The 19,851-nt window shown below is 61.2% G+C and carries 22 protein-coding genes and 1 tRNA gene; 13 read left to right on the top strand and 10 right to left on the bottom strand.

Annotation, left to right across the window (positions count from 1 at the left end):
• Positions 1–7: 7 nt before the first annotated feature.
• The 3 genes from FHT28_RS14900 to FHT28_RS14890 form a co-directional block, all read right to left on the bottom strand.
• The gene (locus FHT28_RS14900; RefSeq protein ID WP_037197161.1) at positions 8–190 is read right to left on the bottom strand and encodes a hypothetical protein; all 183 of its coding nucleotides are present in this window, start codon (positions 188–190) and stop codon (positions 8–10) included.
• A gap of 231 nt (positions 191–421) precedes the next feature.
• Positions 422–508, bottom strand: a tRNA-Leu gene (locus FHT28_RS14895).
• Positions 509–600: 92 nt separating this feature from the next.
• Entirely contained in the window at positions 601–2,022 is a 1,422-nt protein-coding gene (locus FHT28_RS14890) for a phosphomannomutase (protein ID WP_210255763.1), read from the bottom strand.
• A gap of 189 nt (positions 2,023–2,211) precedes the next feature.
• Between FHT28_RS14890 and FHT28_RS14885 the strand changes: the two genes are divergently transcribed.
• Positions 2,212–2,640, top strand: coding sequence for a BA14K family protein (locus tag FHT28_RS14885; RefSeq protein WP_037197164.1), 429 nt, complete (start codon positions 2,212–2,214; stop codon positions 2,638–2,640).
• Between the two features lie 24 nt (positions 2,641–2,664).
• Here the strand turns inward: FHT28_RS14885 and FHT28_RS14880 are convergent, their stop codons facing one another.
• Positions 2,665–2,958 carry a SelT/SelW/SelH family protein gene (locus FHT28_RS14880; protein ID WP_004108029.1) on the bottom strand — a complete coding sequence of 98 codons (294 nt, stop codon included), beginning with the start codon at positions 2,956–2,958 and terminating at the stop codon, positions 2,665–2,667.
• 227 nt (positions 2,959–3,185) lie between these two features.
• On the opposite strand from FHT28_RS14880, the gene FHT28_RS14875 reads away from it, so the two are divergent.
• Both FHT28_RS14875 and FHT28_RS14870 read left to right on the top strand, forming a co-directional pair.
• Positions 3,186–3,920, top strand: coding sequence for a type 1 glutamine amidotransferase (locus FHT28_RS14875; RefSeq protein WP_168596609.1), 735 nt, complete (start codon positions 3,186–3,188; stop codon positions 3,918–3,920).
• Between the two features lie 102 nt (positions 3,921–4,022).
• A complete protein-coding gene (locus FHT28_RS14870) occupies positions 4,023–4,478 on the top strand; it encodes a GFA family protein (protein WP_047556425.1) in 456 nt (151 codons plus the stop codon).
• Between the two features lie 21 nt (positions 4,479–4,499).
• Here FHT28_RS14870 and FHT28_RS14865 read toward each other — a convergent pair whose 3' ends face one another.
• Both FHT28_RS14865 and lepA read right to left on the bottom strand, forming a co-directional pair.
• The gene (locus FHT28_RS14865) at positions 4,500–4,670 is read right to left on the bottom strand and encodes a type II toxin-antitoxin system CcdA family antitoxin (protein WP_081938731.1); all 171 of its coding nucleotides are present in this window, start codon (positions 4,668–4,670) and stop codon (positions 4,500–4,502) included.
• Positions 4,667–6,499, bottom strand: a complete 1,833-nt coding sequence (gene lepA, locus FHT28_RS14860; protein ID WP_037197167.1) for a translation elongation factor 4 — start codon at positions 6,497–6,499, stop codon at positions 4,667–4,669. Before lepA ends, FHT28_RS14865 begins: the two co-directional genes overlap by 4 nt.
• Before the next feature lie 172 nt (positions 6,500–6,671).
• Between lepA and FHT28_RS14855 the strand changes: the two genes are divergently transcribed.
• Positions 6,672–7,244, top strand: coding sequence for a helix-turn-helix domain-containing protein (locus FHT28_RS14855; RefSeq protein ID WP_037197169.1), 573 nt, complete (start codon positions 6,672–6,674; stop codon positions 7,242–7,244).
• Between the two features lie 20 nt (positions 7,245–7,264).
• The gene (locus FHT28_RS14850) at positions 7,265–7,786 is read left to right on the top strand and encodes a GNAT family N-acetyltransferase (protein ID WP_168596608.1); all 522 of its coding nucleotides are present in this window, start codon (positions 7,265–7,267) and stop codon (positions 7,784–7,786) included.
• A gap of 10 nt (positions 7,787–7,796) precedes the next feature.
• Here FHT28_RS14850 and FHT28_RS14845 read toward each other — a convergent pair whose 3' ends face one another.
• On the bottom strand, positions 7,797–8,402 hold the full coding sequence (locus FHT28_RS14845) for an HAD-IA family hydrolase (protein WP_168596607.1): 606 nt from the start codon (positions 8,400–8,402) through the stop codon (positions 7,797–7,799).
• A gap of 149 nt (positions 8,403–8,551) precedes the next feature.
• Between FHT28_RS14845 and FHT28_RS14840 the strand changes: the two genes are divergently transcribed.
• Both FHT28_RS14840 and FHT28_RS14835 read left to right on the top strand, forming a co-directional pair.
• Positions 8,552–9,577, top strand: coding sequence for a histone deacetylase family protein (locus FHT28_RS14840; RefSeq protein WP_168596606.1), 1,026 nt, complete (start codon positions 8,552–8,554; stop codon positions 9,575–9,577).
• A gap of 97 nt (positions 9,578–9,674) precedes the next feature.
• Positions 9,675–10,586, top strand: coding sequence for an EamA family transporter (locus tag FHT28_RS14835; protein ID WP_208865014.1), 912 nt, complete (start codon positions 9,675–9,677; stop codon positions 10,584–10,586).
• Between the two features lie 62 nt (positions 10,587–10,648).
• Here the strand turns inward: FHT28_RS14835 and FHT28_RS14830 are convergent, their stop codons facing one another.
• Positions 10,649–11,116: a truncated hemoglobin gene (locus tag FHT28_RS14830; RefSeq protein WP_092574502.1), complete on the bottom strand. Its 468-nt coding sequence runs from the start codon at positions 11,114–11,116 to the stop codon at positions 10,649–10,651.
• A 265-nt stretch (positions 11,117–11,381) separates the two neighbouring features.
• Here FHT28_RS14830 and mbfA point away from each other — a divergent pair, with 265 nt between their 5' ends.
• Positions 11,382–12,365: an iron exporter MbfA gene (mbfA, locus tag FHT28_RS14825; RefSeq protein WP_037197179.1), complete on the top strand. Its 984-nt coding sequence runs from the start codon at positions 11,382–11,384 to the stop codon at positions 12,363–12,365.
• Positions 12,366–12,455: 90 nt separating this feature from the next.
• Here the strand turns inward: mbfA and FHT28_RS14820 are convergent, their stop codons facing one another.
• Both FHT28_RS14820 and FHT28_RS14815 read right to left on the bottom strand, forming a co-directional pair.
• Positions 12,456–13,055: a transglutaminase-like cysteine peptidase gene (locus FHT28_RS14820; RefSeq protein WP_037197180.1), complete on the bottom strand. Its 600-nt coding sequence runs from the start codon at positions 13,053–13,055 to the stop codon at positions 12,456–12,458.
• A gap of 237 nt (positions 13,056–13,292) precedes the next feature.
• On the bottom strand, positions 13,293–14,105 hold the full coding sequence (locus tag FHT28_RS14815; RefSeq protein WP_168596605.1) for an alpha/beta hydrolase: 813 nt from the start codon (positions 14,103–14,105) through the stop codon (positions 13,293–13,295).
• Positions 14,106–14,384: 279 nt separating this feature from the next.
• On the opposite strand from FHT28_RS14815, the gene infC reads away from it, so the two are divergent.
• The 5 genes from infC (at position 14,385) to pheT (ending at position 19,739) form a co-directional block, all read left to right on the top strand.
• Positions 14,385–14,921 (top strand): translation initiation factor IF-3, encoded by a 537-nt coding sequence (infC, locus tag FHT28_RS14810; RefSeq protein WP_173411338.1) that lies wholly within the window; start codon positions 14,385–14,387, stop codon positions 14,919–14,921.
• A gap of 321 nt (positions 14,922–15,242) precedes the next feature.
• Positions 15,243–15,446 carry a 50S ribosomal protein L35 gene (gene rpmI, locus FHT28_RS14805; protein ID WP_003544621.1) on the top strand — a complete coding sequence of 68 codons (204 nt, stop codon included), beginning with the start codon at positions 15,243–15,245 and terminating at the stop codon, positions 15,444–15,446.
• A gap of 37 nt (positions 15,447–15,483) precedes the next feature.
• Entirely contained in the window at positions 15,484–15,888 is a 405-nt protein-coding gene (rplT, locus tag FHT28_RS14800; RefSeq protein ID WP_037197182.1) for a 50S ribosomal protein L20, read from the top strand.
• A gap of 329 nt (positions 15,889–16,217) precedes the next feature.
• Positions 16,218–17,300: a phenylalanine--tRNA ligase subunit alpha gene (gene pheS / locus FHT28_RS14795; RefSeq protein ID WP_037197183.1), complete on the top strand. Its 1,083-nt coding sequence runs from the start codon at positions 16,218–16,220 to the stop codon at positions 17,298–17,300.
• 15 nt (positions 17,301–17,315) lie between these two features.
• On the top strand, positions 17,316–19,739 hold the full coding sequence (gene pheT, locus FHT28_RS14790; protein ID WP_168596604.1) for a phenylalanine--tRNA ligase subunit beta: 2,424 nt from the start codon (positions 17,316–17,318) through the stop codon (positions 19,737–19,739).
• The last annotated feature ends 112 nt before the right edge of the window (positions 19,740–19,851 follow it).

The raw sequence follows: 19,851 nt of genomic DNA, 5'->3' as shown, positions 1-19,851 counted from the left end.
CGCCAGGTTACCCGGCCCGCGCCGCGGTGACGTCAGTCGGGAATACCCCAACCCAGGCCAATACGGCGATGGCCGTGATGACAAGCAGATACCACATGGTCAGATAATCCCCGACCAGCCTCCTGTTCAGCGCGGCAAAGAGAAGAGCGACGCTGAAAGCAAGCCAGAGGAGATTGCAGATATGGTCCATTTTATTGTTCCCCTTATTGGTCTGTCCCTCCCTTGCGGGAGGTTAACCAGATGGGGGACCGAGAGGTAGTTCTGTAGCGGGATGGAGGGTTGCGCAAAGTGGGGGACGAGGGCGCGTGGGTGACGCGTGAGCAGGCCCAGACGCAATGTTGCTACCCTCTGTTACAGAGCAGCAAATATGCAAATTATTGTGCAGGATTAAGTGTTTGATCTTGGCAGTGATCAAATGGAATGGTGCCCAGAAGAGGACTCGAACCTCCACACCCTTTCGGGTACCAGCACCTGAAGCTGGCGCGTCTACCAATTCCGCCATCTGGGCGACGGACACGCATGTAAGGGGGCGGCCGTCTGGTGTCAACAGGGTTTTTGAAGTTTTCGTGTCAATCTGGAAAAAAGCGGTTGAAGCCCGGGTCAGACCCGGGCTGCCGCCCACGCGGTGATGAGGCCAAGTCCCTGTTCCAGCAGGGCCTTTGCCTCGTTTTCGCTTCCGGCTTCGACATAGCAGCGCATTTCCGGCGCGTTTCCGGAGGGGCGGAAATGAATGATTCGGCCGTCCGCAAGCGTTACCCGCAGCCCGTCTATGTCGCTCTTCGATGTCACCCCTGCAATGGGGCCAAGGAAGTCCGCGAGGTTGGCGTCGGAAGCGCGCAAATAGGCCATCAGCGCGGCGCTGGTTTCCACAGGGAAATTCTCCAGACGGTCGGCGGCGGCAAAGGGCAGGCGATAGCCGCCGGCCACGGCGGAGAGCGGTTTCTTCGCCTGTGCGGCGGCATAGAGCGTCACGAGGATCGGCAGGAAGCTGTCCCGTGTCGGCAGGGCGTCGAAGGGCTTGCCCGCGACGGTGAAGCGGCTCGCCGTCAGCGTGCCGCCATTGGCCTCGAAACCCATGACATTGGCCTTGCCGGCGGCAACGGCTTCGTCCATGCCGGCGATCACATAAGGCGAGCCGACGCGGGTGCGGGTGACCGCATAGGAGCCGGCGGCCTCGATGCCGGAATTGGAGGTGATCGGGGTCACCACGACCTCGGCGCCGAGGAAGTTCGCGGCGATGAGGCCGAGCAGATCGCCGCGCAGCGGCTCGCCGGTTTCATCCGCGACAAGCGGCCGGTCGCCATCGCCATCAGCCGAGACGATGGCATCAAGCCCGTGCTCCGGCGCCCAGCCCTTCAGCAGCCGGATGGTATCGGCGGAAACGGCCTCGGTATCGACCGGAATGAAGCTCTCGGAGCGGCCGAGCGGCACCACGCGAGCGCCGTAATGGGCAAGCACCTGGCCGAAGAGGTCGCGGGCGACCGTGCTATGCTGATAGACGCCGATGGTGAGGCCCGCGAGGCTGCCTGCGGGAAGCAGACCCTTGTTGCGTTCCAGGAACAGCGCTTCGGTCTCCGCCGTGCGATTTTCGGCACTGCCTGATGTCTCGTCGATGAGCGTGTCGATGATCGCGGTTGCTTCCGCGCTGATCGCCAGCTCGTCCTGCTTGTCGATCTCGCCGTCCGGCCGGTAGAATTTGATGCCGTTGCGATCGGCGGGAATATGCGAGCCGGTGATCATCAGCGAGGCGGCTTTGAGCTGCAGCCCGTAAAGCGCCAGCGCGGGGGTCGGCAGCGCGCCGCAATCGATCGGCGTCAGACCGGCGCGCTTCAGGGCGCCGATGCAGGTGGCCGAAATGGCAGGGCTCGACTCGCGGAAGTCGCGGCCGACGAGAATGAGGTCGCCGGGTTTGGCATGGCCGCTCTTCAACAGGTGGTGGGCAAAGGCGGTCGCATAGAGGGCGGATGCCCGTCCGATGAGGTCGACGGACAGGCCGCGAAGGCCGCTGGTGCCAAATTTCAAGCTGCTCACGGGCAATCTCCTCGGAATGATTGCGCTGTTATGGCGCAAGCCGTCTTAAGGATCAACCGATCGTGAAGCGTTGTTTTCCGGTTGCGGCAGCACTGGTTTTGCCACCGTCATGACCCCAAATAGATATGGAAGCGCCGCGGCAGCGACATCGGCTGGCGGCGCCCGCTACAGGAGTTTATCATGGCTGTTTTCGGCAGGATCGCGTTCGGTTGCGCTCTCGGTTTCGCCTTGCTGGCGCATGCGGATTTCGCCGCTGCCGCCTCCGATCCTCCGAGGATCGTCATTCCGCCGCGCACCACCAACTCCGTCATTTGTGATTCTCGCGGCTGCTTCGGCTTCGGGTCACGGCAATTCTATACCCGTCCCGGCCAGCCCCTTCCCATCACGCCGCCCTATACCGGCGGCACGAACCGTTACGACAGCCCGCGGATTCAGATCCCTCCGCGCGAAGACTATAAGCCCCCGAGGGTCGTCTATCCGTCGCCGGCGCAGCAGCGCGCGCGGCATCAGATGTGGTGCGCCGAACGCTATCGGACCTATAACCCAGGCACCAACCTCTATTCCACCATCCATCACGGCTTCCAGACCTGCCGTTCGCCCTTTGACTGAGGGCTGCGGCCGGCAATAGGCAGCTCAGCTTTCCAGCGATGCGCGGTCCGTATGGCCGAGATCGCGCTCGGGGTCGATGATATCGCGCACCCGCTGCTTCAGCTCCTTCGGCCCGGGGAAACCGCCGTCGCGCTTGCGTTCCCACAAGAGCTCGCCATCGATGCGGATTTCGAAGACGCCGCCGGTGCCGGGTATCAGCGCCACTTCGCCGAGACTGTCGGTGAAAGTCTGCAGCAGCTCTTGCGCCATCCAGCCGGAGCGCAGCAGCCAGTTGCATTGCGTGCAATAGAGAATGGTGATCCGCGGCTTGTCGCTCATCGTTGTCATCCTTCGTCGTTTGATGACATCTAGAGCATTTCCAGGAAAAGTGTGAAGCGGTTTTCCGTGCGGAAATGCGCAAAAACAAAAGGATAGAGCGCTGCCGTGACCTTGTATGGAACGGAAGCGCTCCAGGCTCAACCTTGGCGGGCTGCAAGCTAGGCCCTTGCCTGATCACCCCGCCTCGTGCTCATCTCTGGCGAGAACATTGCTCGGGAATCATCGGCATGCGCGTCGCAATCATCGAGAATATGAAGAATACCCCGCTCGGCGCCCTCGGCATCGCGCTGGAGGAGGCGGGAGCTGAGGCCGAATGGTTCCGCGCATGGGACGGCGAAGCGCTTCCCAAGGATACGGCATCTTATGACGCGCTCGTCGTGCTCGGCGGCGAACAGAATGCCCGCGACGACGAAACCCATCCCTACCTGCCGGAACTGGCGCGGCTCATGCGCCGCTTCGAGAGTGAGGATAAGGCCGTGCTCGGCATCTGCCTCGGCAGCCAGATCCTTGCGCGCGCCTACGAGGCGGAAAATCTCATCGGCGCGGCCGACGAATTCGGCTGGAAAACGGTGGGCCTGACCGAGGAGGGCAAGACGGATCCGCTGCTCGCCGGCGTCGGCGACCAGTTCACCATTTTCGAATGGCACTCCGATACCTTCACCCTGCCGGCCGGCGCCGTGCGCCTGGCGACCAACGGCGTCGCGCAGAACCAGGCCTATCGCATCGGCCGCGCCACCTATGGCACGCAGTTCCACTTCGAGGCCAATGCAGCCGTGGTCGACCGCTGGCGTACCGAATTCAAGGCGACGATCGAAAGCAAGGAACCGGGTTGGCTGGAAAGCTATCCGGAGCTTGTTGCCCAACATGCGGAAGCTGCGGAGACTGCGGGCTTGGCGATTGCGCGCGCTTGGGTCCAGACGATCGGAACGCGGCAGACGCTTCTTCAGGCAGAGGAAGCATGAGGATTGCTATAGGCTTCCAATTCAGAGGGAAGCCGGTGTCGGCATCATCCGAAGATGAATGCCGGCGCCGATATATCATCGAAGACGGGAGGAGATAAGATCATGACGACGCTGGAACTACCCTGCGAGGGCGGCTGCCGTTGCGGACAGGTGCGGTTGAAGATCAGCGCCAAGCCCTTGCTGACCATGGCCTGTCATTGCACCGGCTGCCAGCGCATGACCGGCAGCGCCTATTCGCTGAGCGCCGCTATCCCCTCCGATGGTTTCGAGGTGACGCAGGGCGAACCGGTCATCGGCGGCCTGCATGGCGACGCCATCCATCATTATTTCTGCCCGCATTGCATGAGCTGGATGTTCACAAAGCTCGACGGCGTGGATTGGTTTGTCAATCTGCGCGCCACCATGCTCGATGACCCCAGCTGGTTCACGCCCTTCATCGAAACCTGGACGAGCGAAAAACTGCCCTGGGTGACGACACCGGCCAAGCACAGCTACGCCGCGCTGCCAGCGATGGAAGAGTATGAAGGTTTGACGAAGGAATATATGGCGCAGGCCTAAACCTGCAGCGAACCCACGCCGTCAGAATTGCCGGTATTTCGCAAAAGGCAGACCGTGCTTTTCGATATAGGCATTTGCTTCGGCAATCGCCTCTGCATTTTCGACGAGCCAGAAACGTTCGCGCTCAATCTTGCTGGCGCGAGCGGATTTGTCTTCAATAGGATGTGAGGTATCGATCTTCGAGTCGCTCACTCATCCCCCATCTTCAGCGCGGCGATAAACGCTTCCTGCGGGATTTCGACCTTGCCGAACTGCCGCATGCGCTTCTTGCCCTCCTTCTGCTTGTCCAGCAGCTTGCGCTTGCGGGTGGCGTCGCCGCCGTAGCACTTGGCGGTCACGTCCTTGCGCAGCGCCTTCACCGTCTCGCGGGCGATGATGCGCCCGCCGATAGCAGCCTGGATCGGGATCTGGAACATGTGCTGCGGGATCAGGTCCTTCAGCTTCTCGCACATGACGCGGCCGCGCTTTTCGGCGGCCGAGCGGTGCACCAGCATGGACAGCGCGTCGACCGGCTCGGCATTGACGAGGATCGACATCTTGACGAGGTCGCTCTCGCGATAGTCGGTCAGGCTGTAGTCGAAGGAGGCATAGCCCTTGGAAATCGACTTCAGGCGGTCGTAGAAATCGAAGACGACTTCGTTGAGCGGCAGGTCATAGGTGATCATGGCGCGATTGCCGACATAGGTCAGCTCGGTCTGGACGCCGCGGCGGTCCTGGCAGAGCTTCAGGATCGAGCCGAGATAGTCGTCCGGTGTCAGGATCGTCGCCTTGATCCACGGTTCGCGGAATTCGGCGATCTTGACCACGTCGGGCATGTCGGCCGGATTGTGCAGCTCGATCTCGGTGCCGTCGGTCATGGTGAGCTGATAGACGACGGAAGGGGCCGTCGCGATCAGGTCGAGATTGAATTCGCGCTCCAGGCGCTCCTGGATGATTTCCAGATGCAGCAGGCCGAGGAAGCCGCAGCGGAAGCCGAAGCCGAGTGCAGCTGACGATTCCATCTCGAAGGAGAAGCTGGCATCGTTGAGGCGCAGCTTGCCCATGGCCGAGCGCAGATCTTCGAAATCGGCGGCATCGACCGGGAAGAGGCCGCAGAACACCACAGGCTGGGCCGGCTTGAAGCCGGGCAGGGCCGCGGCGGTCGGGCGCTTGTCCTCGGTAATGGTATCGCCGACGCGGGTATCGGCCACTTCCTTGATCGAGGCGGTGATGAAACCGATCTCGCCGGGGCCGAGGCTTTCGACGGTCAGCATCTTCGGCGTGAGAACACCGACGCGCTCGATCTGGTATTTCACGTCCGTGCCCATCATGCGGATGGTCTGGCCCTTGGTCATAACACCGTCGATGATGCGCACGAGAACCATGACGCCGAGATAGGTGTCGTACCAGCTGTCGACCAGCAGCGCCTTCAACGGCGCCTTCTCGCCACCTGGGCTCTTTGGCGCCGGCAGCTTGTGGACGATGGCTTCGAGAACGTCGGGAATGCCAAGGCCGGTCTTGGCCGAGATCAGCACGGCCTCGGAGGCGTCGATGCCGATGACTTCCTCGATCTGCGCCTTGATGCGGTCCGGTTCGGCCGCCGGCAGGTCGATCTTGTTGAGAACGGTGACGATCTCGTGATTGTTGTCGATCGCCTGATAGACGTTGGCGAGCGTCTGCGCTTCCACGCCCTGGCTGGCATCGACCACCAGCAGCGAGCCTTCGCAGGCCGACAGCGAGCGCGAGACTTCATAGGCGAAGTCGACGTGGCCGGGCGTGTCGATCAGGTTGAGGATATAGGTCTCGCCATTATTGGCCTTGTAGTGCAGGCGCACCGTCTGGGCCTTGATGGTGATGCCACGCTCGCGCTCGATATCCATGCTGTCGAGCACCTGCTCCGACATCTCGCGTTCGGCCAGGCCACCCGTCGTCTGGATCAGACGATCGGCCAGCGTCGATTTGCCGTGGTCGATATGGGCCACGATCGAGAAGTTGCGGATGTGCGAAAGCGGTGTGGTGGAATTGGTGCTCATGCGCGCCATATAGCAGCGCCGCCCCGCGCCGCAAAGCGGAAAAGCGGGGTTTTGACGGCTATATTCACGCTGCGGCAGGGTTTTCTGACGTCACGGCCGGCAGATTATGATCATGCTTGATTCCATCATTGGATCGTGTAATTCTCTTATAGTAGAATTTCAGCGCAGATGATGGAGTCAAATGGCTGATGATGATCTGGAACTAGCGATCGGCGCGCGGATCAAGCATCTGCGTATCGCTCGCGGCCTGACGCTGGACGAGTTGGCGAATGCCTCCGCCGTCAGCCGCGCGATGATCTCGCGCATCGAGCGGGCAGAGGCAAGCCCGACGGCGTCCCTGCTGTCGCGGCTCTGCGCGGCGCTCGGCCTGTCGCTTTCGGCCTTCTTCGCCGAGGACGATAATGATGTGTCGCCGCTGGCTCGCCGCGACCAGCAGGCGGTCTGGCGCGATCCGGAAACCGGCTATGTCAGGCGTGCCGTCTCGCCGCCTGGAACGGGCTCGAAGGTCGATCTCGTCGAAGTCGTCTTTCCCGTCGGCGCACGCGTCAGCTTTCCGCCGAATAGCGCGAGTCTCGGCATGACCCAGCATGTCTGGCTGTTCGAGGGCGAGATGGAGGTGACCCACCGCGATATCACGCATCGCCTGATGCCCGGCGATTGCCTCTACATGGGCGTCGGCGATGGCCATGCCTTCCACAATCCCGGTGAGGCCCCTGCGCGCTATTGCGTCATCCTCGATCGCGGCCGTTCATAAAACCATCCAAGGACCGTTTCATGCCCGACATTCGCCTTCTATCCGCTGCCGATGCCCGTACTGTCCTCTCCGATCTTTGTGAGGTGCTTGCCGATTGCGTCAATGGCGGCGCCTCCGTCGGATTCATGCAGCCCTATGGATCTGCTGATGCCGTGCCCTATTGGCAAGGCGTTGCCGATAGTGTCGAGAGCGGCGCGACATTGCTTCTTGTCGCCGAGATCGAAGGCAAGGTTGTCGGCACCGTGCAAGTGGGCGCGGCGCAGATGCCGAACCAGCCGCATCGCGGCGATCTGAAGAAATTGCTGGTGCATCGCGCCGCCCGCGGCAGGGGTCTCGCCCGTCTCTTGATGGAAGCGGCGGAGCGCGAAGCCGCCCGCGTCGGCAAGGGCTTGCTGGTGCTCGATACGGCTACCGGCAGCGAAGCCGAGGCGATCTATCCGCGTCTCGGCTGGCAACGCGTCGGCGTCATCCCGGATTATGCGATGTGGCCGGAGGGCGGCCTCTGCGACACGACCATTTTCTACAAGCGCATCGCCGCGTGAGAGTGTCGTCTCAGGTGGAAAAGGCGGCGATGGCGTCCTTCAGTCTCATGCCGGATGTCCATTGCTTCGCCTTCCAGCCAAACTGACGCGCCGCCTCGATATTCGCCTCGACATCGTCAATGAAGCCGATCTCGTCGGCGGGGATGCCGACCTTCTCGGTCGCCAGCTGAAAGAATTCGGCCGCCGGCTTTTGATAGCCGAGAGCAGCGGAATAGAAAATGCCGTCAAAGCGCGCGGAAAGCCCGAGCTTCTCCATGAGATAGCCGGCGCGCAGATGCTCCTGATTGGTCGCGAGGAACATTTGCGTCCCCTCCGCCCGCAGCGCTGCGAGGTCGTCCAGCAGTGTGTGGTCGAGGCGAGAATCGTTTTCGAGCCAGTAGTCGATCAGCGTTCTCGCGCTGAGGTGGGGAGCAATTGTGCCGAGAACCTCGGCCAGCCTCGGTTCCAGCGCGTCGCGACCGGTGACGATATCGCGCCAATAGGTTTTGAAGAATGCCTCTTGCAGCACATCCAGCTGCAGCCCCAGATCGCGTTCCAGATAGGTGAAAAGCGGCAGGCCGTCGCTCGGCCGGCCGTGGATCAATACGCCATCGACATCGACCATCAGGATTTTCATGCTGAATGCCCCCAATTTGCAGAATGTGGGCGGAAGATGCCGTCGTTTCCCATTGCGTTCAAGGGCGCACACCCGGCTCTTTTTTCTTGGCGACGATGCATGTAAGCCTTTGCGTCGACATAACTTAGCCTGTCATGGAGGGGACGACAATGCGGGTCATTTACTCGGAGGATCATAAGCTCAGGGACGCCAAGACCGAGCTGCATGACGGTCAGCTCGTCACGCCCTTCGAAGCGCCGTTCCGCGCCGAATGGATCCTCGCCGCCGTCAAGGAGGCGGGCTTTCGCGACGTAGTCGCCCCCGCGGCGTATGGGTTGGAGACAGCGCGCAAGGTGCATGATCCCGCCTATCTCGATTTCCTGGGTGTGGTCTGGGAGCACTGGGTTGCGGCTGGCTACAAGGGCGAGGCGATCTCCAATTCCTTTCCCGTCAGGCGCACCAGCCAGCGCATACCGGAAAACATCGTGGGCTTGATCGGCCACTATGCCAACGCCGCCGATACCTCGATCACCAAAGGGTCTTATGAGGCAGCCATCGCCTCGATGCGCTGCGCTCTGACGGGGGCCGACTGGCTCCATGCGGGCAATCGTTTCGCCTTCGCGCTCTGCCGCCCGCCCGGTCATCACGCCGGTTTCGATCTCTTCGGCGGCTATTGCTTCATCAACAATGCCAGCGTCGCGGCGCAGCGCCTGTGCGATCATGGTGCGGCCAAGGTGGCGGTGCTCGACGTCGATTTCCATCACGGCAATGGAACGCAGGACATATTCTACAAGCGCGGCGACGTCTTTACCGCCTCGCTGCATGGCGATCCGATCCATGCCTTTCCCTATTTCCTCGGTCATGCAGACGAGGAAGGGGAAGGTGACGGGCTCGGCACGAACCGCAACTATCCCCTGCCGCGCGGCACGCCCTGGGAGGTCTGGTCGGCGGCGCTGGACGACGCGCTGTCCCGGATCAAGGCATTCGGTGCAGAGGCGATCGTGCTTTCGCTCGGCGTCGATACCTTCGAGCGCGATCCGATCTCCTTCTTCAAACTGGCGTCGGAGGATTTCATTCGCATGGGTGCGCGTATCGCGGCTGCCGGCTTGCCTGTTCTTGTCTGCATGGAGGGCGGCTATGGCGTGCCGGAGATCGGGCTGAATGTCGCTAACGTGCTGAAGGGCCTCGAAGGCTGACCGATTCTTGTATCAAAGCGTCTGATCGCAGGATGAAAAGTTTGAATTTGCCAGTCTCTGGCTCGGCCTCTAAAAGCCTCGCATAAGAGGAGAGGCCATGGATCAGAAGATTGTCGAAGGCGGCTCGGATGGCGGCGCGGCGCTGATGCCGCATCCGGATGTGGCGACGTCCTCGGGCGGCATCGCCGCCGGTGTGCTCATGTGCCTGCTGTCCATGTCATCGATCCAATTCGGCTCGGCACTGTCGTCTCCGATCATCAACGCCTATGGTCCGGCCGGCGCGACATGGCTGCGGCTTGTCTTCGCGTCCGCCGCATTGGCGCTCATCGTCCGTCCGAAGATCATGAGCTACAGCCGCACGCAATGGCTCGGCGTGCTGGCGCTCGGCACCGTATCGGCGCTGATGACGACGTCCTTCTTCTCGGCGATTGCTCGTATTCCCTTGGGTCTTGCCGTCGCCGTCGAATTTCTCGGACCTCTGCTTGTCGCGACCCTCGGCTTCGGCCTCAGCCGTCAGCTTCTCTGGCCCGTCTTTGCCGCTGTCGGCGTTCTGCTATTGGCCTATGACGGCGAGGAATGGGTGGGCAACCTGCCTGGTATCCTCTTTGCCATCGGCGCGGGCGCGGGATGGGCCTGCTACATCCTGCTGACGAAGAAGGTCGGCAATGCTTTTCAGGGCCTTGAAGGGCTTTCCGTGTCGCTGCTGGTTGCGGCAGTCGTTTCGACGCCCTTCGGCTTCGTCTCCGCGGTCCCGCATCTGACGGCCTTTGGCCTCCTCGAAATAGCCGGCTTGGCGCTGCTCGTTCCGTTGCTTCCCTATGTGCTGGAAATGGTGGCGCTGCGGCGCATGCCCACCTCGTCCTTCGGTATTCTCATGAGCCTCGAGCCCGCCATCGGCGCCTTCGCGGGCTTCGTCATCCTGTCGCAGCCGATGACCCCGTCGCAGATGTTCGGCACGGGGCTTGTCGTTGCCGCCAGTATCGGGGCGACTGTGTTTGCTGGGAGTTGATGAGCTTTCGCTATGCTGAGCCTCTCACACTCCCCTCCGCCAACTCGAAGCAAGATGATCGCTCATCCACCCTGTCGCGCCGGATCATCCACCGCTGGATTGTAAAACAACGACAATACCAGGCTTTTGGCGATGCGTTCGGCGGTGGCCATGAACCAGCTTTTCGCCTCCTCGGTGGGCGCGATATCATCAAGTGTCTGCGAAAACAGCGCCAGCCACTCCGGAAAGAGATCGGCGGCGATACCCTCGACGCCGAGATGCGCCTGCACCGGCTTGCCGCCATAGGCGCCGTTCTTGAAGGCGACCGAGGACCAGAAGCGTTTCATCTTTTCCATATGATCCGGCCAGCGCCCGGCAAGGCGGCCGTCGAATACCGGCCCGAGGCGCGGATGGGTCTGGATGCGCGCGTAAAACGTTTCGACCAACCTGTCGATGAAGGCGGCATCGATGCCCATGCGCGTCATCTCCGCTTCGGCTTTTTCGCGAATGCCGGCGAGATGGGCGGCTCGTCCCTGTATGTGGTTTTCCATATGATGCTCCCGCCGGTCCTGCGCGGAACGCCGCGGCGGCCGGCTTTCGTCCCCGCCTGTCTATGCTATTTCATGGCAAAGCCAAGACGTCATGCAGGCGTTGCGGCAATCTGTCAAAGTGGCGTTACAATATTCCGCTCTCCTTATTTATGCATTACCCCCTTTCTGAGGCGAGATTTCCGTTGGAGACATCGCCTCGGCGCTTGACCGGCACGACGGCTCACTTTACTTTTAGAATAATTCTAAAAGTAAGAGGCTGCCTCTCATGTTGTTGGGTTTTTTCCGTTCGCCGAAACGTTCCTTTACCTCCCTGTCCGAGCAGGAGATCCTGGCCATAGCCATCGCCGCCGAAGAGGACGATTCACGCATTTATCTCGCCTATGCCGACATATTGCGCCCGAATTTTCCCGAGTCCGCCAAAGTCTTCGAGGATATGGCCGAGGTCGAGGATACTCATCGCAAGACCCTGATCGACATGCATCGCAAGCGGTTCGGCGAGCGCATTCCGCTGATCCGGCGCGAGCATGTGAGTGGTTTCTATGAACGCAAGCCGGACTGGCTGCGCAAGAACCTCTCGCTCGACGCCATGCGCGAGGAAGCGGAGGCGATGGAGCAGCAGGCCTATAATTTCTACGTCGAGGCCGCCAAGCAGGTCTCGGATGCCTCGACACGCCGGCTTCTCGGCGATCTGGCGCTGGCCGAGCAGGGCCACGAGGACGTCGCCCGCATGCTCGGCGACAAGCACACGCCGGAAACCGTCAAGCACGAGGAGGATGCGCATGCGCGTCGCCAGTTCGTGTTGACCTATGTGCAGCCGGGTCTCGCTGGCCTCATGGATGGTTCCGTCTCGACGCTCGCGCCGATCTTCGCCGCCGCCTTCGCCACGCAGCAGACCTCGCAGACCTTCCTGGTCGGCCTCTCGGCCTCGGTCGGTGCCGGCATTTCCATGGGTTTCACTGAAGCCGCCCATGATGACGGTAAGATTTCCGGTCGTGGCTCGCCGATCAAGCGCGGTCTTGCCTGCGGGATCATGACTACGCTCGGCGGCCTTGGTCATGCGCTGCCCTATCTCATTCCGCAGTTCTGGACGGCGACGATCATCGCGGCCATCGTCGTCTTCTTCGAGCTCTGGGCCATTGCCTTCATCCAGAACAAATATATGGAGACACCGTTTCTGCGTGCCGCCTTCCAGGTGGTGGTCGGCGGCTCCCTCGTGCTCGCGGCGGGCATATTGATCGGAAACGCTTAGGGCGTGTTGCCGCCCTGCTTTCCTGAACCAATGAACAAAGAAGGCCGGCAAATCTGCCGGCCTTCTTTGCGAGGTCGATGATTTCGGTGCTTACTTGACGGCGCCGACCAGAACGTCGTTGCCGTTCTCGATGGTGACCCAGCGACCGGCGTTGAAGCTCGCCTGACGCTTCAGGTAGGAATAGGGGGTCTTGGACCAGATCTTTATCTCGTCCTCGAGATTATCGAGGATATAGTCGCCCTGCTTCGTGCGCAGCGTCAGCACGGCATGGCCCTCGCCGTCGGGCTTGCGCACGACCGTCATCAACAGGTCGGAGGCGGAGATGCCGCTCTGCATCAGCAGCCTGCGCTTCAATAGGGCAAAATCCTCACAGTCGCCGGCGGTCTTCGGATATTCCCAATATTCTTCCTGGCCGTAGACTTCCATGTCCGTCGCGGGCCGGATGGTCTTGTTGACGCGCAGGTTGATCTGGTTGACCAGCGCCCAGGAGGCGGCATTCAAGTCGACCGGGCCGACATTGCGGGTCGGGCCGCACTCGTCGGTGTGCCTCTGGCAGAAATCATAGTGCCCGATAGGCTGGGAAGTGACGTTGCCGACGGTCATCGACGCGGTCTGCTGAGACGCCGGCATCGCCGACGACGACATCGCAACTATAGCAGCGAAAGCAACCAAAAGGCCCTTAATACGCACGCCCACTATTCCTTGTATCGTCCCTGCATTTGTTAACAAATTGTTAATGTAGGGGGGCGTGCGAAGTCAATCGTTACTTAAGTGTTAACGTCGGAACCGGCCTATATGGTTAATTTCGGCACAATCAAGGAGATAGTTGCCATAATCTCATGCCTCCTGCGATTACGGAGGTGCCAAGCCAACCCGCCACGACGAGGGAGCCGCTTATCAATCTGGCGACATGATAGCTATTTGATTTTATGCAATATTATGCGTTGCCAGCGTCTCCGCCGCCGCCAGCATGCGCTCCAGATCCTGCGGTCGTGACAGGCGGTGATCGCCGTCGCGCACAAGTGTTAACACCACGTCGTCGGCAGGCAGGTGCTCGACCAGCTTTAACGAATGGGCAAAGGGCACGTCGGCGTCCTGCATCCCCTGCAGGATATGGACCGGGCAGCCGGTCTCGATGATGCCGGTCAGCACGCGATTGGCGCGGCCGTCCTCGATGAGGGCGCGGGTGAAGATGTTCGGCTCGGGACTATAGTCCGACGGTTCTTCGAAATAGCCGCGCTCTGCCAGCGAGCGCCGCTCGACATCGGAGAGATTGGGCTCGATGAGATCCACGGTGAAATCCGGGGCCGGCGCAATCAGCAGGAGACCTGCGATGGCAGGCGCCTTTTTGCGCTTGCGCAATTCCTGGATGGCCCTGAGCGCGATCCAGCCGCCCATGGAGGAGCCGACGAGGACGATCCGGGTCGGCTTGGCATGCTCTATGACATCAAGCGCCTCTTCCAGCCAGCGCGAGATCGTGCCGTCGGTGAACTTGCCGCCGGATTGGCCGTGGCCGGAATAATCGAAGCGGATGCAGCCGAGACCGAGCCGCTCGGCCAGCGCATCCAGTTCCAGCGCCTTGGCGCCGCTCATGTCGGATCGATAGCCGGATAGCCACACGAAGCTTATGTCCTTCGAGCCCTTGCCGGCGGCACGCTGGCAGACGGCGATTTGACGCTGGCCGTCGCCCGTGCCAACGGAAAGGAAGGTCGGCTGAGTGCCTGCGGCTGCTTCGGACATCAAGAAACTCCCGGAATTTTTGCCCTATAGAGCAGATTCGCGCGCGCATGACCCGAAAAATCGTCGGGCTTTTCACGCGGGTTTCCACTTCTTTTTGGAATAATACTGTGTCCTTCGCGCATCTTGCGCTGCCGTGATACTGTATTGACACGCAAGAGGTGATTTTTTCCTGATGTCATGCTATTGACTTCAACACAGCTTTTACGACATTTCCGTCAGTTGCGCTGATGGGAGCGAGAGGCTGCAGCTAATCCGAAACAATTCGTGGAGAATACGACCATTCGCAGACCCTTTAAAACCGATGCGCCCGTAAAGGACGGGCCACGTTCCAACAGGGAAATTCGCATTCCCAAAGTTCAGCTCATTGGAGCTGACGGCGCTAATATGGGTATCGTCGCGACGGACCAGGCGTTGAGAATGGCAGAGGAGGCCGGCCTCGATCTGGTGGAGATTTCCCCCAATGCTGAACCGCCTGTGTGCAAGATTCTCGATCTGGGCAAGCTGAAATACGCTAACCAGAAGAAGGCCGCCGAGGCGCGCAAGAAGCAGAAGATCGTCGAAGTCAAAGAAATCAAGATGCGTCCGAACATCGACACCCATGACTATGAGGTGAAGATGAAGGCGATCGGCCGTTTCTTCGAGGAAGGCGACAAGGTGAAGGTGACCTTGAAGTTCCGTGGCCGCGAAATGGCTCACCAGGAACTCGGCATGAAGCTTCTTCAGCAGGTCAAGGAAGACACGATTGAGATCGCCAAGGTGGAAGCCGAGCCCAAGCTCGAAGGCCGTCAGATGATGATGGTGCTTGCGCCGAAGTGAGGCGCAAGTTGGAGTAAGAGGTCGGAGCCGTCCCATTGGGCGGCTTTTTCCTTTTTTGCAGCAATGTCGATGCCTGTCATCGATCTGCAAAGATTCACGCGTCTGGCCCGTTGCACTCTGAGGCAACTGCGGTTATAAGCGCGCGTCCGAACTGACCGGCAGGGCATGCCGTGGCAGTTCAGAATGCTGGCGGGGCGGTTCATCACCGTATCCGCCGTTCAACAACAAACGCTCCGGCACCTTGTCGCAGCCCGGCCTAGCCGGATCTGTGGGAAGGGCTTTTTAGCAAAGCGCGCACGGAAGCACCAAAGGAGTAGCAAAATGCCCAAGATGAAGACGAAGTCCTCTGCCAAGAAGCGGTTCAAGATCACCGCGACCGGCAAGGTCAAGGCAGCCGCTGCTGGCAAGCGCCACGGCATGATCAAGCGTAGCAACAAGTTCATTCGCGATGCCCGCGGCACCATGGTTCTCGCAGAACCGGATGGCCGTAAGGTAATCAAGAACTACTTGCCGAACGGTCTCTAAGACTATTCGTAACGCTATAGACTAAGGAGATCATGAAATGGCACGTGTAAAAAGAGGCGTTACCGCCCACGCCAAGCATAAGAAGGTTCTGAAGCAGGCTCGTGGCTTCTACGGCCGCCGCAAGAACACCATCCGTACCGCCAAGGCCGCTGTCGATCGTTCCAAGCAGTACGCTTACCGCGACCGCAAGGTCAACAAGCGCAATTTCCGCGCCCTCTGGATCCAGCGCATCAATGCTGCCGTCCGCGAATCCGGCCTGACCTACGGCCGCTTCATCGACGGCCTGACCAAGGCTGGCATCGAAGTCGACCGCAAGGTTCTCTCCGATATGGCGATCCATGAGCCGGAAGCTTTCGGTGCGCTCGTTGCTGCCTCCAAGAAGGCGCTCGAGTACCTGAAGGATGCCGGCACGAAGAACGAGTTTGAAGCAGCCGTTAGCTAACGCCGCTTCGCACGTCTTTCGTAAATTCATTATGAAACCCGCGCTGGCAAAACCGGCGCGGGTTTTGTGTTTTGCAGCCTACGCTTTTCCATCGTGTCAGGCGGTCCTGTCGGGCGGAACCCCGGGAAATGGATCGCGTATCGGGCGGCAAGTGCCAAGGACCGCTTTCTCGGCGGGTTTTTGTCATTTGCCCGGTTGATTGGCCGCTTGCACATGGATAGTGATCTGCAGCGCCTCATCGTTGCCACAAGCTGTCTGATGTGGGCGTTCATCCATTATTCCGCGGACTGAGCGGCGTTCCAAGCCCGCCGCCCGCAAGGCAGGATCAGATGACGGAACTCGTAACACTTGAAACCCAACTCATGGCCGATGTGGCCGCGGCGACCGACGAGCAGTCGATCGAGGCGATCAGGGTGGCCGCGCTCGGCAAGAAGGGCTCGGTTTCGGAACTGCTGAAGACGCTGGGCTCGATGTCGCCGGAAGAGCGGCAGACACGGGGTGCTGCGATCAACGCGCTGAAGAACTCCGTCACCGAGGCCATCAATGCCCGCAAGGGCGCGTTGAAGGATGCCGCCATCGACGCGAAGCTGAAGGCCGAGACCGTCGATGTCAGCCTGCCGGTGCGCTCTTCTCCGGCTGAACGCGGCCGCATTCATCCGATCAGCCAGATCGTCGACGAGATCACCGCGATCTTCGGCGACATGGGCTTCTCGATCGCCGAAGGCCCGGATGTCGAGACCGATTACTATAACTTCACGGCGCTGAACTTCCCTGAAGGACATCCGGCCCGCGAGATGCACGATACCTTCTTCTTCCAGCCGGACGAGAAGGGTGAGCGCAAGGTGCTGCGCACGCACACCTCGCCGGTGCAGATCCGCACTATGGAAGCGCAAAAGCCGCCAATCCGCATCATCATTCCCGGCAAGACCTACCGCCAGGATAGCGACGCCACGCATTCGCCGATGTTCCATCAGGTCGAGGGCCTGGTCATCGACAAGACGGCGAATGTCGCCAATATCCGTTGGGTGCTGGAAGAATTCTGCAAGACCTTCTTCGAGGTCGACAATGTGACGATGCGTTTCCGTCCGTCCTTCTTCCCGTTCACGGAGCCGTCCTTCGAGGTCGATATCCAGTGCGACCGCTCCGGCCCGATCGTCAAGTTCGGCGAGGGCACCGACTGGATGGAAATCCTCGGCTGCGGCATGGTGCATCCGAACGTGCTGCGCTATGGCGGCCTCGATCCGGATGAGTATCAGGGCTTTGCCTGGGGCATGGGCCTCGACCGCATCGCCATGCTGAAATATGGCATGCCGGACCTGCGCGATTTCTTCAATGCCGACGTCCGCTGGATGAACCATTACGGCTTCCGCCCCCTCGACATGCCGACTTTGTTCGGCGGCCTGAGCGCGTAAGCAAGGATTGATCAGATGAAATTCACACTCTCCTGGCTGAAAGAGCACCTGCAAACGGATGCCACGCTCGACGAAATCTGCGCCCGCCTGACGATGATCGGGCTTGAGGTCGAGAATGTCGACGACAAGGCCGCTTTCAAGCCTTTCGTCATCGCCAAGGTTCTGTCAGCCGAAAAGCACCCCCAGGCCGATCGTCTGAAGGTGCTGATGGTCGATACGGGCAGTGGCGCCCCGGTTCAGGTCGTCTGCGGTGCGCCGAATGCGCGCGCCGGCCTCGTCGGCGCCTTTGCTGCGCCGGGCACTTACGTTCCCGGCATCGATGTGACGCTTGCCGTCGGCAACATCCGTGGCGTCGAGAGCCGCGGCATGATGTGCTCGGAAAAGGAACTGGAAATCTCCGACAGCCATGACGGCATCATCGACTTGCCCGAGGATGCGCCTGTCGGCACCAGCTTTGCTGCCTATGCCGGCCTCGACGATCCGATCATCGAGATCAACCTGACGCCGAACCGCCCGGATTGCACCAGCGTCTACGGCATTGCCCGCGATCTCGCCGCCTCCGGCCTCGGTACGCTGAAGCCGCTCGCGATGCCGGCCTTCGCCGTCGAAGGCGAAACGCCCGTCGCGCTGAAGATCGTGCTCGACGATACCAGGCTTTGCCCCGGCTTCGCCCTTCGCCTCGTGCGCGGCGTCAAGAACGGCCCGAGCCCGAAGTGGATGCAGCAGCGGCTGCTCGCCATCGGCCTTCGCCCCATCAGCGCGCTGGTCGATATCACCAACTACATGACCTTCGACCAGGGCCGGCCGATGCACGTCTTCGACGCGGCCAAGGTCAAGGGCAATCTGGTGGTGCGCCGCGCCAGGGACGGCGAGACCGTGTTGGCGCTCGACCAGCGCGAATACAAGCTGAACCCGAGCAATGTCGTGATCGCCGATGACAACGGCGTCGAGTCGATCGGCGGCATCATGGGCGGCGAGCATTCCGGCTGCGACGAGAACACAACCGATGTGCTGATCGAGTCGGCGCTCTGGGACCCGATGAACATCGCCAAGAGCGGCCGCAGCCTCGGCATCATCACCGATGCGCGCTATCGCTTCGAGCGCGGCGTCGATCCGGAATATATGGTTCCAGGCCTCGAGCGCACGACCGAGCTGGTGCTTGCCTGCTGTGGCGGCACGGCCGCCATGGCCAAGGTCGAAGGTTACAAGGGTTATGAGCCCAAGATCGTCGATTTCCCGCTGTCGGAAGTCAAGCGCCTGACCGGCCTTGAGGTCTCTGCCGAGGAAAGCAAGTCCATTCTGACGAAGCTCGGCTTCTCGGTGTCCGGCTCCGGCGAACGTGTCTCCGTCGCCGTTCCCTCCTGGCGTCCGGATGTCGACGGCAAGGCCGACCTCGTCGAAGAAATCATGCGCATCCACGGCGTCGACAACATCAAGCCGCAGCCGCTTAGCAGCCATGCCGCGGTCAACGGCAAGATCCTGACGGTGCTGCAGATCCGCACCCGCTCGGCAAAGCGGGCGCTTGCTGCCCGCGGCATGCTGGAAGCCGTCACCTGGTCGTTCATCGCTGAAGACCAGGCGAAGCTCTTCGGCGGCGGCTCCAACGCGCTGAAGCTCGCCAACCCGATCGCGTCAGACATGTCCGACATGCGCCCTTCGCTGCTGCCGGGTCTGCTCTCGGCGGCGCAGCGCAACGCCGACAAGGGCTATGGCGACGTCGCGATCTTCGAAGTTTCCGGCACCTATGAGAACGACACGCCCGAGGGTCAGCGCCGCGTTGCCGGCGGCATTCGCCGTGGCACGGCGACGCTCGCCGGCGCCGGGCGCATGTGGTCGAACGCCGCCAAGGGCGGCGGCAAGCCGGTTGATGTCTTCGATGCCAAGGCTGACGCGCTGGCGGTCATCGAAGCCTGCGGCCTGCCCATGAGCAATATCCAGATCGAGCATGGTGGTCCCGCCTGGTATCATCCCGGCCGTTCCGGCACCATCAAGATGGGCCCGAAGGTCGTGCTTGGCTACTTCGGCGAATTCCACCCGAAGACGCTGGAAGCGCTCGACGTGTCAGGCGCGCTCGCCGGCTTCGAAGTCTATATCGATGCCATGCCCGAGCCGAAGAAGAAGGCGACGCGCACCAAGCCGGCACTGGAGCTTTCGCCGTTCCAGGCCGTCAAGCGCGACTTCGCCTTCGTGGTCGACAAGACGGTGGAAGCCGGCGCCATCGTCCGCGCCGCTGTCGGCGCCGACCGCAAGCTGGTGACCGGCGTCAACGTCTTCGACATTTTCGAGGGCGCATCGCTCGGCGAAGGCAAGAAGTCGATCGCCATCGAGGTGCAGATCCAGCCGGCCGAGCGCACGCTGACCGACGAGGATTTCGAGGTGCTCACGCAGAAGATCGTCGCCAATGTGACGAAGGCGACGGGTGGAGTTTTGCGGGGTTAATCTGCTGCTATCGAGTTTGCGGAGGGGGCGGCCACCCCCCCTCTGTCTCTGTCGCGACATCTCCCCCACAAGGGGGAGATTGGTAGCTCGCTGAACTCGCCCGCCTCAAGCA

The sequence above is a fragment of the Rhizobium sp. SG570 genome (assembly GCF_012275345.1).
GTDB lineage: Bacteria > Pseudomonadota > Alphaproteobacteria > Rhizobiales > Rhizobiaceae > Rhizobium > Rhizobium lusitanum.
The sequence above is the reverse complement of the archived record's forward strand: the minus strand, read 5'-3'. Positions and strand labels throughout refer to the sequence as shown.